This is a genomic window from Aerococcus sp. UMB1112A, assembly GCF_030230715.1.
Lineage (GTDB): Bacteria > Bacillota > Bacilli > Lactobacillales > Aerococcaceae > Aerococcus.
The window spans coordinates 32,591-46,769 of the sequence record NZ_JASPDS010000003.1 but is presented as its reverse complement, the minus strand read 5'-3'; the positions used below and the strand labels follow the sequence as shown (position 1 = coordinate 46,769).

13 protein-coding genes and 1 pseudogene are annotated in these 14,179 nt (G+C 46.7%); 11 read left to right on the top strand and 3 right to left on the bottom strand.

What is annotated here, in order from left to right:
- Positions 1 to 5 precede the first annotated feature (5 nt).
- Positions 6 to 953, top strand: a complete 948-nt coding sequence (locus QP860_RS02420) for a linear amide C-N hydrolase (RefSeq protein ID WP_284912114.1) — start codon at positions 6 to 8, stop codon at positions 951 to 953.
- Positions 954 to 972: 19 nt separating this feature from the next.
- On the opposite strand, the gene QP860_RS02415 is transcribed toward QP860_RS02420, so the two are convergent.
- Positions 973 to 1,668, bottom strand: coding sequence for a hypothetical protein (locus QP860_RS02415; RefSeq protein WP_284912113.1), 696 nt, complete (start codon positions 1,666 to 1,668; stop codon positions 973 to 975).
- 238 nt (positions 1,669 to 1,906) lie between these two features.
- On the opposite strand from QP860_RS02415, the gene rlmD reads away from it, so the two are divergent.
- The 10 genes from rlmD to QP860_RS02365 all read left to right on the top strand — a co-directional run bounded on the left by rlmD (position 1,907) and on the right by QP860_RS02365 (position 12,641).
- Positions 1,907 to 3,307 carry a 23S rRNA (uracil(1939)-C(5))-methyltransferase RlmD gene (rlmD, locus tag QP860_RS02410; RefSeq protein WP_284912112.1) on the top strand — a complete coding sequence of 467 codons (1,401 nt, stop codon included), beginning with the start codon at positions 1,907 to 1,909 and terminating at the stop codon, positions 3,305 to 3,307.
- Between the two features lie 268 nt (positions 3,308 to 3,575).
- Positions 3,576 to 5,282, top strand: a complete 1,707-nt coding sequence (sppA, locus tag QP860_RS02405) for a signal peptide peptidase SppA (RefSeq protein ID WP_284912110.1) — start codon at positions 3,576 to 3,578, stop codon at positions 5,280 to 5,282.
- Positions 5,283 to 5,417: 135 nt separating this feature from the next.
- Positions 5,418 to 5,795 (top strand): YbgA family protein, encoded by a 378-nt coding sequence (locus QP860_RS02400; RefSeq protein ID WP_070616580.1) that lies wholly within the window; start codon positions 5,418 to 5,420, stop codon positions 5,793 to 5,795.
- A gap of 468 nt (positions 5,796 to 6,263) precedes the next feature.
- Positions 6,264 to 6,905, top strand: a complete 642-nt coding sequence (locus QP860_RS02395; protein WP_284912109.1) for a response regulator transcription factor — start codon at positions 6,264 to 6,266, stop codon at positions 6,903 to 6,905.
- A complete protein-coding gene (locus tag QP860_RS02390) occupies positions 6,902 to 7,741 on the top strand; it encodes a sensor histidine kinase (RefSeq protein ID WP_284912108.1) in 840 nt (279 codons plus the stop codon). Before QP860_RS02395 ends, QP860_RS02390 begins: the two co-directional genes overlap by 4 nt.
- 97 nt (positions 7,742 to 7,838) lie before the next feature.
- On the top strand, positions 7,839 to 8,519 hold the full coding sequence (locus tag QP860_RS02385) for an ABC transporter ATP-binding protein (protein WP_284912107.1): 681 nt from the start codon (positions 7,839 to 7,841) through the stop codon (positions 8,517 to 8,519).
- Positions 8,512 to 10,062 carry an ABC transporter permease gene (locus QP860_RS02380; protein ID WP_284912106.1) on the top strand — a complete coding sequence of 517 codons (1,551 nt, stop codon included), beginning with the start codon at positions 8,512 to 8,514 and terminating at the stop codon, positions 10,060 to 10,062. The genes QP860_RS02385 and QP860_RS02380 overlap by 8 nt, the downstream gene beginning before the upstream one ends.
- A gap of 129 nt (positions 10,063 to 10,191) precedes the next feature.
- A complete protein-coding gene (locus tag QP860_RS02375) occupies positions 10,192 to 10,947 on the top strand; it encodes an ABC transporter permease (protein ID WP_284912105.1) in 756 nt (251 codons plus the stop codon).
- Positions 10,948 to 11,074: 127 nt separating this feature from the next.
- Entirely contained in the window at positions 11,075 to 11,515 is a 441-nt protein-coding gene (locus tag QP860_RS02370; RefSeq protein ID WP_284912104.1) for a hypothetical protein, read from the top strand.
- Between the two features lie 217 nt (positions 11,516 to 11,732).
- The gene (locus QP860_RS02365; RefSeq protein ID WP_284912103.1) at positions 11,733 to 12,641 is read left to right on the top strand and encodes a class II fructose-bisphosphate aldolase; all 909 of its coding nucleotides are present in this window, start codon (positions 11,733 to 11,735) and stop codon (positions 12,639 to 12,641) included.
- A 59-nt stretch (positions 12,642 to 12,700) separates the two neighbouring features.
- Here the strand turns inward: QP860_RS02365 and pcaG are convergent, their stop codons facing one another.
- Together pcaG and QP860_RS02355 are read right to left on the bottom strand one after the other, a co-directional pair.
- A complete protein-coding gene (gene pcaG / locus QP860_RS02360) occupies positions 12,701 to 13,387 on the bottom strand; it encodes a protocatechuate 3,4-dioxygenase subunit alpha (RefSeq protein ID WP_284912102.1) in 687 nt (228 codons plus the stop codon).
- Positions 13,380 to 14,066: pseudogene (locus QP860_RS02355) on the bottom strand (dioxygenase family protein). The gene pcaG and the pseudogene QP860_RS02355 overlap by 8 nt, the downstream one beginning before the upstream one ends.
- Positions 14,067 to 14,179: the final 113 nt, after the last annotated feature.

Below are 14,179 nucleotides of genomic sequence, written 5' to 3'. Positions count from 1 at the left end.
TTATGATGTGTACAGGGATTCAGATGACTTATGACCAAGGGGTGGTGCTCGGCCGGACCATGGATGTGGAAGGGCCGGTGCCTTGGAATATCATCTACCAGCCAGCTGACTATCCTGCTGCCGATGACCTCTACCAGGGAGGGACTTACTGTGGGCCTTATCGCCGTTTGGGGATTGGCTTTAGGGATTTGGATCCTCTAAAAGAAGGCATCAATGACCAGGGACTTATCGGCATCACCAATGAATTTGTAGGTCCCAAGCCGCGCTTCTCTAAACTTCCCCAGCCGGACAAGAAGAACCTGTCGAGCTATCACTTCTTGACTTATGCCCTGGCCAACTATGCCTCCCTTGCAGAAATCCTAGACGACCTGGACCAGCTCTGCCTAGCCAACCATGATCGAGAAGGACAGGCGGTCATCTGCCCCGACTTCCATTATATGTTCACAGATGACAGCCAGGCTTGCCTGGTCTTAGAACCTGATCGTGGCCGTTTAAAAGCGACTGTCAATCCTTACGGGGTAATGACCAATTCACCTGATATTGATAAGCATTTTAAGGCCTTAGAAAAGACTTTAGCAGTAGATGACTTGCGAGCTTTCAATGCTGCCAAGGACCTACCAGGGGGCTATGACCCCAAGTCACGCTTTATTAAGGCCTATTATCTAAAGGCGATGACGCCTCCAAACCAGGAAGAGGGCCAGGCACAAGCAGCTGCCTTTGATGTTCTGTCTGCCTTGACCCTCCCCCGTGGCTTTATCCGACCAGGTAATCGAAATGAGGGAACTTTTACCCGCTATAGTTCTGTCTATGCCAGCCAGAGCCAGACCCTAACTGTTCGTTCCGGGACCAATCCCTTGCCTTACCAGCTGAGTCTCAAGGACCTCGCCCAAGCAAGCGACCGCTGCGCCTTCTTCCTCCCCGACCACTTCCAGGCTTCCTCCTTAGAAACTTAGAGACTAAAAAAGCCAACTCCTATTTTACGGAGAGTTGGCTTTCGTTTTCTTCAAGCTGTTCAAGGGAAGGATCAGCCAGTCGATTGAGTTCGTCCTGGAGGGCCTGGGCCATCAGTTCTCGCTCCTTGCGAAACTTCATCCGACCAGTGAAGCGCAAGGGGCGGCCGATTTCAAATTCTTGCTTGTGCTTATTGGCGACTAGAGGGATGAATTGGATACGCTGACCATACTTTTTAAAGTAGAGCTGGTCGATGGTTAAGAAACCCTCATAGAGTTCCCCGATGCTTTGGTCGCTATTTTGATAGTCGATGTCGGGGAAGATCGCGATGGGCTGGCCGGCTTGGAGACTGGCCACGGATTCTCTGAAAGTCAGACGGATCTTCTTACTCTGCCGGTAGACAGGGATGGACCGGGCGCTCTTGAGGAAGAAGACGCTGATTCGGGCAGCAGGCCAGGCCACGCATTTGGCTAGGACTTGGGGCAGGCCAAAACGTTTATAGAAGGTGTAGGAGCTGAAGTGCTTGTAGCAGCTTTTGAATTGGGTCAGTTTGGCGAAGACCCAAGGCCGCATGAAAACTGGCGTCCAGATCATCAGACGCAGGGGGCCCTTGAGGTTCTCGTGGTGGGAAACGAAGATGGTCGGTTGATCAAGGTTCGGTAAATCTTCGCAATTAAACTGATACTTAGGCAGGAAGAGGCGGACGACACGCCTCAAAATGCGGAGACTCCAACCAAAATGTGCTGCATCAAATCAACTCCTTAACCTAGCTAATGGTCAATTACCAAGAAAATTGGCTATCTCTTAAATAATCGTTAAGACTATTCTATCATAAGTATAGCCTAGAACCACGCATAAGCTCTTATAAGCTGGCGAAAAACCTTGCACCCAGACTTTTAATATGCTTAACTGGAAGAAAATTATTCTATAATACGCGCAAAGAAGGTGGTTGTTAATGACTAAGAAAAATTATCCGACTGAACAACTGGAAGTGGAAGTAAAGGCCCTGGATGATAAAGGGATGGGCCTGGCGACTTATCGCTTTCCTGATACAGATGAAGGCAAGGGACGCAAGTTAAAGCTCCGCATCCCCAAGGCCCTGCCCGGAGACCGGCTCCTGATTAGCGTTCCCAATGCTCGGGGACGGCGCCGGGCTTGCTTAACTTATGACCGGATCCTGGAAGCTGCGCCGAGCCGAATTGGCGGCTATGAACTTGACCAGGCCCAAGTGGGTGGAGCGCCGTTAGAATTTATGGCCTATGAGGACCAATTGGCCTTTAAGCAGGCCATGGCCCAGACCTATCTAGCAGACCAAGGCTTTGATCCAGACCTTGTGGGGGAGGTCTGGGGCATGGACGATCCCTACCACTACCGCAATAAGATCGAGCTGAGCTTTTCCAAGGAAGGAGCGTTGGGATTTTTTGCCCAGGGCGACCAGTACCAGATTGTGGACTGGCAGGACAACATCCTGGCTCCTGAAATCTTTATGCAACTCAAGGAAGAAATCCAGGCTTGGCAGAAGCATTGGGGACTAGCGGGTTATGATAAGAAGTCCAAGCAGGGGCTCCTCCGCCAACTTCTTCTGCGCCAAGGCCAGAAGACTGGGGAAGTGATGCTGGCCTTATTCGCCAAGGAAGATAGCAGCCAGTATCCCGAAGCTGTAGCGGACCTAATCTGGCGGATGGGGGCCTACACCGATGTTAAGAGCCTGATGTGGATTAAAAATACTGAAATTGCCGATAAGATGGGGGCTGACCAGGTGACTGTCTTAGCTGGCCGTGACTACATCCGTGATGAACTAGCCGGCTTCCACTATCGCCTCTACTTCGATACCTTCTTCCAGCCCAACCCTAGCCAGGCCCAGCGGATGATTGACCTCGTTCTTGATTGGGCAGACCTAAGCGACCAGAGCCTGGTCATCGACCTCTTCTGCGGGGTGGGGACCTTCAGCCTGCCCTTAGCCAAGCAGGCCAAGGCGTTGGCAGGTATTGAAATTGTCGACCAGTCCATCGAATCCGCCAAGCGTAATGCCCGGGAGAATGGGATTGACAATACCTACTTCATGGCCCGCGATGCCCGGCGCGGCTTGACCGAGATTGAAGACGATTGGGGTCAAGCCGACCTCTTGCTTCTCGACCCACCCCGCAATGGGGCAGGGGGCAAGGTCATGCGCCGGATTGGCCGCTTGGGCACCGATAAGATCATCTACGTCTCCTGCAATCCCAAGACCCTGGCTAGTGACATGGCCTGGCTCAGAGACTATGGCTATGAACTCGCCAAGATCCAACTCGTCGACCAATTTCCCCATACCCAGCATGTGGAGGCAGTGGCCTTGTTGGAGAAAGAGCATAAATAGCATTACAGCGAGCTTCTTGAGAGGTTGCGACTTCTGTTGAATAATGTGTTTAAGCAATGAAGTAGGATATAGATAAGGAAGAAGTTCCATTGATGGAGCTTCTTTTCTGTTTGAGGGAGAAGCTAACTAGGCCAAAGCTTTAACTATAAGAATATAACAAAAAACTATCATATTCCCTTTGCCTTCTAGCTGTTATACAATGAATCTATCCACCTCATCGCTGCAGAGAAGGGTGTGGTAAATTTTAAAGTAAAAAAGGACTGATGACATGTTTATTGTTCGCGCCTTGATCGAAGGTTTGCTAGTGGCTGTGATTTTTATTGCCTTACTAGGAATCTTGTCTGGGATCGTTTACAAGAAGCTGAAGGCTAAATCTTCACCGACTAAGGAAGTGATGACCAAGGCAGTCAGACAAGTGGTAATTGATACAGACGATTTGAAAGAAGACCAGACAAGTTCTTTGATATCCAGGGAGGCAGACGACTCGTATTATACTTTCCTAGCTAAGTTAGAAGACTTAGTGGACGATCCACAGATCGAGCGGGTCTACCTGAATGTTGACCGTATGGACTTAAGCTTAGCCCAAATTGAAGAAGTCCGTCCCTTATTCGAAGAAATGGCCAAGCACAAGGAAGTCCTTGCTTATGGCATAACTTATGACCAGCAGACTTATCAAATGGCCTTATTAGCGCCCAAGATTTATATGCTGGATACCAATAATGCGAGCTTGTGGTTGCGGGGCTATGCTTATTATGACCTTTATCTCAAAGATTTCTTGGCTAAGTTTGGCCTTAAAATGCATGTCTTATCAATTGGAGACTATAAGCTAGCTGGTGAAGCCTACCACCATAATCAGATGAGTCCAGCGAGGCGAGAATCCCTGCAAGCCCTAGGGCACGAGTCTTTGGCCTATTTCATTGATTTGCTTAAAGAAAAGCGCGGGCTAGATATTGAGGAAGCACTCTTAGCAGGAGACCTTGTTCTGGCTAACCGCCAACAGGCCCTAGCATTGGGCTTGGTCGATGGCTACCTGGGCTACGACGACTTAGATATCCACGACTCAGAGCATACCGTTTCATTCGATACTTATGAGTGTCTGAGCGATAAGGAAAGTCACCTTGGCCTAAAGCCGCTCAAAAAATGGACCAGTCGCTCGGCCGACCAAGACGAGCTAGCCCTTATCTGTCTCTCGGGGACGATTCAATCCAAGCCTGGCCAAAAAACACATATTTCTTACGAGAATGTTAAGAATAAGGTCGACCAGATTAAGAAGATGGACCATGTGCGCGGCCTGGTGATTCGACTTGATAGTCCAGGTGGGGAAGCCCTTGAGGCAGAGAAGATCTATCAACTATTCAAGCATTTAGACTTACCGACCTATGTCTCGATGGGCGATTATTGTGCCAGTGGGGGCTATTACATTGCTTGTGCAGGAGAGCGCTTATTCGCTAATCGAAATAGCTTAACAGGGTCGATTGGCGTGGTGGCCATGGTTCCAGAATTTACTGGGACCATAGAGAAATTAGATCTCCATCTGGAAAGCGTCAGCAAGGGGCAAGGGACCGATTTTTTGAACCCCTTCGAGCCCCTGTCTGATGAATCGAAAGACCGTTACGTTGCTAGTATGGAAGCTGTCTACGCTGAGTTTAAGGACCGGGTATCGGCTGCGCGAAAGATAGCGGCAGACGACTTGGAGCCCTTAGCTGGCGGCCGAGTTTACCTGGGACAGCAGGCCTTCCACAAAGGCCTAGTCGATGAGATTGGCTCTCTGAATGACTGCGTGGAGGCTCTAGCTAAACACCTAGGACTTGAAGATCCAGATCTTGTCTATATCCAAGAGAAAGTCGATAGCCGTGACCTACTCAAACAAGTAGGCGGCCCCTTGACCTTAAACACAGTAGAAGACCTCTTGAAGGCCCAATTGCTCGAAAAGAATCCTATTCAATTCTATGAGGGGGTTCGCCGCAAAATATAGTAGTAATGATAAATAGCTTGCGCCTAAAAAGTTGACTAGAATCCCTATGTCCTCCAAAAGCGATGCAAGAAATTAAAAGACAAGTTCAAGTATTTGTTTTATCATAGGCTTAAAAGACTGATAGGAGGGGGAAAAATGACCAAGCAAGTCCAAGCCTGCCAAAAGCTGTGGGCACAAAATAAGTACCTGGTATTGAGCAAGTCACAGAAGATCTACCGAGAAATTCGAGAGTATTTAAAAAGCGACCAGCCAGAATTAGCTGTGCTGGAAGCCTATATTGAAGAGGCAAAAGCCTTGCCCGAAGACCCTGGCCAGGTCGTCAATGCCTACCAGCATGTCTGGGGCTACTTTAAAAAGTTGGCAACCGACCAAGAGAAGGTTGATTTTATGAACTTGTTGTCGGCATACCGGGAGGGGCAAGTGGAGCAGGACCAGCTGGCTGAGGCAGCGAGAAGGCTCTTAGCAAGCTATCCCAATGACTATTTAGGCCAATCCAAGTTATTGGAACAATGAGTGATGTAACAGCTCGTAAGCTTTTAAGAGCTTTAGTTGATAAAGAAGTTCTTTGTTGGCATGGAAATTCAAAGCGAGATCCTAGACAATATTACACTCTCTTAAGTGAGTGTAAACGTTGAAGAGTAGTTCGGAGCATCTTACAGTAATTTCCAACACTTTTAGCTAATTAAAGCACTTTCTATAGATTTGGCGTAAGTTGAAGTAATTCAGACTAGCGTAAACTTGTTGAGAGTAGTTTGTTCGAAATCATTCCTGTGTTTTAGAATTTTTCATCATCATTTTCCTGCTATCCCAGTATGATTAAGGTATTGTTTATTTCAAAGCTAAAGCTAAGAACGAGCATCTGACAATTCTTGTAGTGTCAGATGCTCGTTCTTGTTTGTTAGAAAAAACACCATTATCTGATAGAATAAGAATGAAGGATAAGAAGATATGAAGGACTGTCAACAATTGAGGAGTTTTAACATGAATTCCCTACTTTTAGTGGAAGATAATCCCGTGATTGGCCAAGAGATTGTCGACTTTTTGGCCAAGCATGGTTTTGATGTGCAGCTAGCGAAAAATTTTTCTGAAGGACAAGCAGCAGCTAGGCAATCGTATGATTTGGCTATCCTGGATTTAAATTTGCCTGATGGGAATGGTTTTGAGCTTTTGGCGCGCTTTTTACAGAGTGATATCCAAGTGATTATTACCACCGTTGTTGCTGATGTGGATTTTATTGCGGAGGCTCTCGATGCTGGAGCGTCGGACTATCTCACTAAGCCCTTTAATTTGAATATCCTGCGGGCTCGGATTGCGGCTTGCTTGAGGGACTTTGGGCATATGGAAGGGGAGAGCGAATTAGTCCTTAAAGAAGATCAGGGGATGATTTATTATCAGGGGCAGGCGGTTGCTTTGACGGCCTTGGAATTTCGGCTCTTGGCCCATTTTATCCGCCACCGGGGCCAACTTTTGACCCGGGACCAATTGTTGGATCGCTTCTGGGATGCCCGGCAGGCTTATGTTAATGACAATACCCTGACCGCCACTATTAAGCGGATCCGCGACAAGACCTCCAAAGACCTGATTGAAACCGTCCGTGGCATCGGCTACCGGTTGAAGCTATGATTTATATATTGTGGCTTCTAAGCATACTTGCTGTAGTCTGCTGGTTAAAGTTCCGCCAGCGACGGCGGATTCAAGAGCTGACGGACCTGATCGACCAACTCTACCAGCAAGATTATCAGATTCCCATGAAGCAGGATGATTTCTCCCAGTTGGAAGACCAGATCTATAAGTTATTTATTGAGCTCGTTGAAGAAAAGGAAAAGGTTCATCAACTTTCCCAAGATCAGAGTCAGAATATCGAAGACATTGCCCATCAGATTAAGACGCCGATTACGGGCATGCTCTTTGCCTTGGAAAATGATAAGACGGATCCGGCGACTTTCTCCCAGCAATTAAACCGCCTCAATGACTTGTCCAATGCTCTCTTGAAGTTGGCCAGTCTGGATAATAACCTTGAGGGTTTCAAGCTGTCGACAGTCCACTTAAGTGAAGTGGTGGATTACGCCTTAGATATCTTAAGTGATGAGATTGAGAACCATGGAATTGTTGTCGATATCAATATAGGGGAGGCGGTTATGCTCGGACACTTCAACTGGTTGAGCGAGGCTGTCATTAATATCCTGAAGAATGCCATCAACCAGGAAGGCACAGGTCGAATCTGGCTAAGGGCTAGGGAAAATCCTATTTATTTGGAATTGTCTATCCAAGATGATGGGGGAGGGATTGCTGAAGACAAGCAAAAGAAAATTTTCCAGCGTTTCTATAAGGATCCTGATTCTAAGGGCTTTGGGATTGGCCTCGCTATGGCCAAACGCATTGTCGAGAAGCACCAGGGGCAAATTAGCTGCCGAAATACCGACCGAGGGGCAGAATTTATCTTGCAATTCTATAAGTGAGGGGGAAGTAATCGCGGAGACCATTTCTTCTCTTTTTATCCGCTTTATCACCGACTTGTCATTTTCATCGGCTATAGTCAAACTAGGAGGAGATCTTATGGAAATACTTCGCGTTGACAATTTGACTAAAATTTATCGCCAAGGAGAGAAGGAAGTCCGGGCTGTCGATGGGGTGAATCTATCCGTCAATCGGGGAGAGCTTATCGCTATTGTCGGGCCGAGTGGGTCGGGTAAGTCTACCCTGCTCCATATGCTTGGTGGAGTGGACCGGCCTAATGAGGGGAAGATACTCATTGAAGGGTCCGATATTGCCAGCTATTCGTCTAAGGAAATGGCCTTGTTCCGGCGGCGCAAGGTGGGGCTGATCTACCAGTTCTACAACCTCATCCCCAATCTGACCGTGTCACATAATATTAAACTGCCCTTGAAGTTAGATGGGCGTCAGGTGGATGATGCCTTCTTTAATGATTTGGTGACTAAGCTGAGCTTATCCGATAAGTTGCAGGCCTTTCCGAGTGAGCTATCGGGAGGTCAGGAGCAGCGTGTGGCCGTGGCCCGTAGCCTGATCTACCGGCCTTCCATCATCTTAGCGGATGAACCGACCGGGAACCTGGACCGGAAGAACTCTCAGGAGATCATCGACCTCTTGAAGTACTTCAACCAGACCCTCAAGCAGACTATCTTGATCATTACCCACGATGAAAACCTGGCTCTTCAGACCCAGCGGATCATTACCATGGTCGACGGGGCTATTGTAGGAGATGAGCCCAATGAATAAAAAGAATTTACCGATTTTCATTTCACTCCTGATTGTTAGTCTCTTTTTCACAGTGATTTTTTACTATGGCTATACCAATATTTCGTTAAGTAACCGCCAGCTGAAGGCAACAAATTTCTACGATGCCCGCTTGTCAGAAGACCTGTCCCAGGAGGAAATCGAGAAACTCAACCAAGTTGAAGCCATTGAGCTGGCGGGTGGGACTTCTGCCAGGGCCCACAGCGCTAAATACAAGGACCATCTCATCTCCATGGTGGGACAGGATGTTCAGGTCAAACAGATGCGAGAAGAGTCCTATTTGTTGGCTGGGCGCTTTCCTGAGTCGGCGGATGAGATTGTCTTGAATGAATCTCTTGTTAAGCAGGAAGACCTCTCCCTAGGCGATGAGCTAGCCATCGAGCTAGGGGAGCGTCAGGTAGACGGGGAGGCGATCGATGCTCGGTCGACCTATACCGCTGAAGAAAGCTTTGAGACTACAGAAAGGCGTCATTATACCCTGGTTGGTGTCTACAAAGATTTCTATAATGAGAATTTGAAAATCAATTACGGCATGCCTCTGGTGGCTGATGACGAAGTATTGATCCCTTTGATCACTTTCCATGACTTCAAGGCAGCCTATGCCCAGCGCGAGGCCATCCAAGACGAGATTCAAGATCTGCTAGGCAAAGAAGTGGAATTGGACTTTAATGACTCCCTGGTCCGCTACTACGGCCTGGATGTCAGCCAGAGTAAAAACCTGATGACCAAGCTTGTCAATGCCCTCTCCCTCCTCTTATGTATGGGGATCTTTGTCTTCTTTATCAAAAATATTTTCTGGGTGTGGGGTCTGCAAAAGATTCGTGAGCTCTCCATGTATAAATCCATCGGCTCGACGGACTTTCAAATCTATCTCTTGCTGGTGAAAGGGTCAGTCACGGTCTCTGTCCTGCCTGTTTTAATCGGTCATGTCCTGGGCTTCTTCCTTATTCGTTATCTCTTTGAAGTTGCCAATAGTGGTAAAGCTGAAGTGGTCTTCTTTAACCAGGTTCACTTTAATTGGATCTTGTCTCTTGTCATTATCCTGGTGGCCCTAGCGGTTGTCCTAGTCGCGGTCATCTATCCGGCGCGAAAGATCGCGAAGATCGATATTATTGAAGGGCTCAAGGGAAATTTTAGCCTGTCTAAGAAGAAGGGTAAGAAACGAAGTCCCAAGCTCTGGAAAGAACTTCGGCTAAACAATATGGCCAGTATCAAGTCCCAGCGCTATATCTCAGCTATTGGCATTTTGATTGTAGCCATCTTTTGCATTGTCTATGCCATTGCTGATTATAACCGAGACTTCTATGCCTTCGATGATGGCTACGATCTCACGGTCCACTACTACAATGACACCGGTGAATTGCCTCCTATCCTGCCCGAAATTCTAGCTGACTATGAGGGGGAGGGCTATATTTCTAAGGAAAAGAACCTAGCCATTGAACCTAACTTAGAGCTTTCACAGGCCGCCCAATCACTGGGCCTGGATGAGCAATTGAAGCAAATGATGGCTGACACCAAGCCCTAATATATCAGGGGAAGTCTGCTTGCTCTAGAAAACGACGACCTCCAGAAACTAGGCGGCAGGCCAGGGGAATTTACCCTCTACAACCAGGTCCAAGCCGACCCCAACGAGCCCCTTGCTCAGGCTGAAAAAGTGCCGTATTTTGATCATCCTGATCAATTAGAGGTTAGTATTAATGAGAAGCAACGAAGCCTTCCCATTGCGCAGACCATTGATGACCTTGGGCCTTACCAGACTCGGATCCTGCCCTTTAATGTTATGGTTTATACGGATTTTGAGACTTATCAAGAGCTGATGGAAGAGGTTCAAGACGATAAAAATTATAATTATCCCTTCGAATTGAAGCTCAAGCTAGCCAAGGGAGAAGCTGGCCGGACCAAGGAGGAAATTTCCAGCCGCATCGAAAATACCATAGCTTATAATGAAAGCTTCAAAGTATTTACAGATGAGGAAATCCAGGACGAACAGTTTACAGATATTCAAAGTTTCAAGCTGATTATCTATGGGATTGCGGCCATTATCTTCCTGATGAATATCACCAACGGCTATTCCTCCATCAACCTCAGCCTGATGAGCCGGCGCAAAGAAATCGGGACCCTCTATTCGATTGGTATGGATATCCAGGACTTAAGAAATCATTTCAGTCGCGAATTTCTCTTCGAACAAGGGAAGTCTTTCCTCTTGTCTGCCTTGATTACTTTAGGGATTATGCTAGGGATTGCTGGGCTATTCAAGAGCGTCGATATGAAGGCCTTAATCTTATACTTCCCCTACTTAGTCTTCCTGGGTTTTTCAATCTTAGTTTATGGCTTGAACTTGCTGATTTACTGGACAGGCCTCAGTGCTATTCTAAACCATGAACCGATTGATTTGATCCGAGGCGTATAGAAGTTAGATTGATGAATAAAAAGACTTTAAGCGGGCAAAAGTACTCTTACTTTGCCCGCTTATTTTTTCGTGCTATATTAAATATAAATAAGAAAGATTTTGTATCTAGCAGAGGAGATGATCAAGGATGCAGACACTAGAAGAAGTGAAGGAAGCGCGTCAAGCAGCTCAAGAAGTTTTGTCGGGTTTGGATAAAGCCATTAAATCCCTGCAAGATGCCTCTGGTTGGGGCGTGATGGACTTATTAGGCGGGGGATTCTTCTCGTCTATGATGAAACGCGATCATATGAAAAGGTCTAACCAAGAGCTTGAAGATGTCAAACGCGGCCTAGATAAATTAGACCATGAACTGGCTGACCTCGGTCTATCCCTCCCAGATGAAATTAGTGATACTTGGGGAGATAATTTCGTGGATGTCTGGCTAGATAATATCTTCATTGACGCCAAGATTCAATACGAAATCAAAGACCAGCTCAAGGCCCTCCAGAAGCTCCGTCAGTCGATTGTTGAACTGGAGGAGGACTTGGCTGCGAAGATGGAAAATTTGAAGGAAAGTGATAGTGTTTAGAGAAATTGGTCGCTAAAATAAGCTTATAAAATCCACAAAAAAGTTATTTTTGTTCTGAAATGACTTTTTTTAATCGTTTTTATTGAATTTCTTGCTAACTTTTGACCGTATTTGATTGTTTTTGATTATGAAAGCGATTTAATTTGTAAAAAGGGCTGTGAAAAATTTAATTAGTAGGGTATAATGAACTCGGTAAAAATTTTAGGAGGTATTTTTGATGGCTTTTTTAGTGAATGGTAACGAGATTTTACAACACGCTCGCGACAACCAATATGCAGTGGGTGCATACAACACAAACAACTTGGAATGGACACGTGCATTAATTCGTGGGGCGAAAGAAACTCGTACACCATTATTAATTCAAGTGTCTACTGGTGCTGCTAAATATATGGGTGGCTACAAAGTGGTTCGTGACTTAGTCCTGAATGAAATGGATGCTCTGGAAGCTGACATTCCAGTCATCTTAAACTTAGACCATGGTGACTTCGCAGCTGCTAAGGAATGTATCGACTTAGGCTATTCCTCAGTTATGTATGATGGCCATGATCTTCCCCTTGAAGAAAACTTGAAAAACACCAAAGAAATCGTTCGTTTAGCTCATGAACGCGGGATTTCTGTAGAAGCTGAAATCGGTAAAATTGGTGAAAACCAAGGTGTCGGTGAATTAGCTTCTGTTGATGAAGTTGTGATGTTTGCTGAAGCAGGCGTTGACAAATTAGCTTGTGGTATTGGTAACATCCACGGGGTTTACCCAGAAGGCTGGGAAGGTTTAAACTTCGAACGCTTGAAAGAAATCGCTGATGCAGTGGATAATCCATTGGTATTGCACGGTGGTTCAGGTATTCCTCAAGACCAAATTCAAAAAGCAATCTCACTGGGTATTGCTAAGATCAACATCAACACTGAATTCCAATTAGCTTTCCAAAAAGCAACTCGTGAATACATCTTAGCTGACAAAGATATCGACAAAGCGAACAAGGGCTATGACCCACGTAAACTCCTACGTGCTGGGACTGACGCAATTACTGAATCTATGAAAGAAATGATCGGCTGGATGGGAACTCGTCCAATCGACAACAAAGACTCTAAAGTTGTCTTTGATGAAGCTTCATTAAACGAAGAATAATCAAGTCCATCACTCAAAAAAGCCAGGCTTTCACTGCCTGGCTTTTTTATATTAATGGCTTATTTAAAATGGAAGAAGTAGGTCTTGGCTTTTCCTGATCCGTCTGGGAGCTCGTCGACTTCTTCGCCATCGAGCTTGGATTCAAGGACCATATCTTCAGCATCGCCATCGAGGACGATATCAAATTGGTAAGTTGGGAGGTCTGTGCCTTCTACTTTCTTAGCAATCAAAGTCTTAGCTTCTTCTTCGGAGACTTGTTGGATGAAGTGGTCATCTTGGCTTTCGTCTTCGAAGTAGATCCGGGTATAGAGAGGGTAGGAGACCCCACTGGCGTGGACAAAGGCGAGAATATGAGGAGATTGGGAGAATTCGGGATAGTCTTTTTCTAGGATAGCCCCAGGTTTGAAGGTTCTGAAGCTGTATGCTTCACTTTCATCGGTAATGGTTCGCCCAAAGCCTACAAAGCTCGGATCATAGCCTTCCCGGTCCTTAAAGGCGGGGTGGTTGAAGACCCCTTCGGAATTAGCCTGCCAAATTTCAACAAGGACGTTAAATAGAGGCTTACCGTCTGAGCCGAAGAGATTTCCCTGGACGATAATTTCTTGGCCTTGACCACCGTCTTCGACGAGGTCATTAGTGATATGGTCATTGGCTTCATCAGCCACCAGTCCTAGACTGGCATAGGGCCCCACTGTTTGTTGGGGCGTTCGGATGGGGTCGAGGTGTTCTTGGTCTACCTTAGTCATCGATTAAGTCCACTCCTTTATCTTTGAGATCTTGGCGTTCTTCGTCACTGAGTTGGTGGCGGTTAGGCATGGTTGGGGAAGCACTTGAGCCGCGGAGTACCATGTCGAATTGGTAGCCTAGGGCCCAGTCTGGTTCGGTGAAGTCGTGATTATAAGTTGCCACAACGCGCTTGCGCTCGTCTTCATCGAGATCGAGGTAGATCCCTTCGTCATAGTCTAGGAGAGGGTCCCCTTCGAAGTAGAGTTGGGTCACTAAACGGTCGGCGAGGGCAGGTCCCATCACTGAGAAGTGGATATGGGCAGGTCGCCATTGGTTGATATCGGGTTTTCAGGCATAGTTACCAGGTTTGATGGTAGTAAATTCGTAGTTGCCGTCTTCATCTGTGTAGGTCCAACCGCTCCCGATGAAGTTCGGATCGAGGGGGGCATCCCAAGAGTCTAACTTATGGATATAGCGGCCCGCTGCATTGGCTTGCCAAATTTCGATAAAGGCTTTAGGAACAGGCTTTCCATTCTCATCGAGGACGCGACCCTTGACAATAATGCGTTGGCCAATGGCTTCGTCGCCAGTGCCAGCATTTTTGGTGAGGTCATCATTTTTACCATACTTATCAACGAGGGCGGGGCCAGGACCCGGCTCAAAGAGAGGGAAGAAGGATTTGAATTCTGCTTCATCCATTTCGTGGCCGTGTTCTTTAATGTGTTCCCAGGCTTGGGCGTTCTTCAGGCTTTTGTTAGTCATCTAAGACGTCCTTTCTTTTGTGGGCTTTAAAGTTAAATTAAAGAGTTGTC

Bases quoted from the DNA above. Each gene is read 5' to 3' on its own strand.
- QP860_RS02420 (WP_284912114.1), top strand. From the start codon at position 6: ATGTGTACAGGGATTCAGATGACTTATGACCAAGGGGTGGTGCTCGGC.
- rlmD (WP_284912112.1), top strand. From the start codon at position 1,907: ATGACTAAGAAAAATTATCCGACTGAACAACTGGAAGTGGAAGTAAAG.
- sppA (WP_284912110.1), top strand. From the start codon at position 3,576: ATGTTTATTGTTCGCGCCTTGATCGAAGGTTTGCTAGTGGCTGTGATT.
- QP860_RS02400 (WP_070616580.1), top strand. From the start codon at position 5,418: ATGACCAAGCAAGTCCAAGCCTGCCAAAAGCTGTGGGCACAAAATAAG.
- QP860_RS02395 (WP_284912109.1), top strand. From the start codon at position 6,264: ATGAATTCCCTACTTTTAGTGGAAGATAATCCCGTGATTGGCCAAGAG.
- QP860_RS02390 (WP_284912108.1), top strand. From the start codon at position 6,902: ATGATTTATATATTGTGGCTTCTAAGCATACTTGCTGTAGTCTGCTGG.
- QP860_RS02385 (WP_284912107.1), top strand. From the start codon at position 7,839: ATGGAAATACTTCGCGTTGACAATTTGACTAAAATTTATCGCCAAGGA.
- QP860_RS02380 (WP_284912106.1), top strand. From the start codon at position 8,512: ATGAATAAAAAGAATTTACCGATTTTCATTTCACTCCTGATTGTTAGT.
- QP860_RS02370 (WP_284912104.1), top strand. From the start codon at position 11,075: ATGCAGACACTAGAAGAAGTGAAGGAAGCGCGTCAAGCAGCTCAAGAA.
- QP860_RS02365 (WP_284912103.1), top strand. From the start codon at position 11,733: ATGGCTTTTTTAGTGAATGGTAACGAGATTTTACAACACGCTCGCGAC.
- pcaG (WP_284912102.1), bottom strand. From the start codon at position 13,387: ATGACTAAGGTAGACCAAGAACACCTCGACCCCATCCGAACGCCCCAA.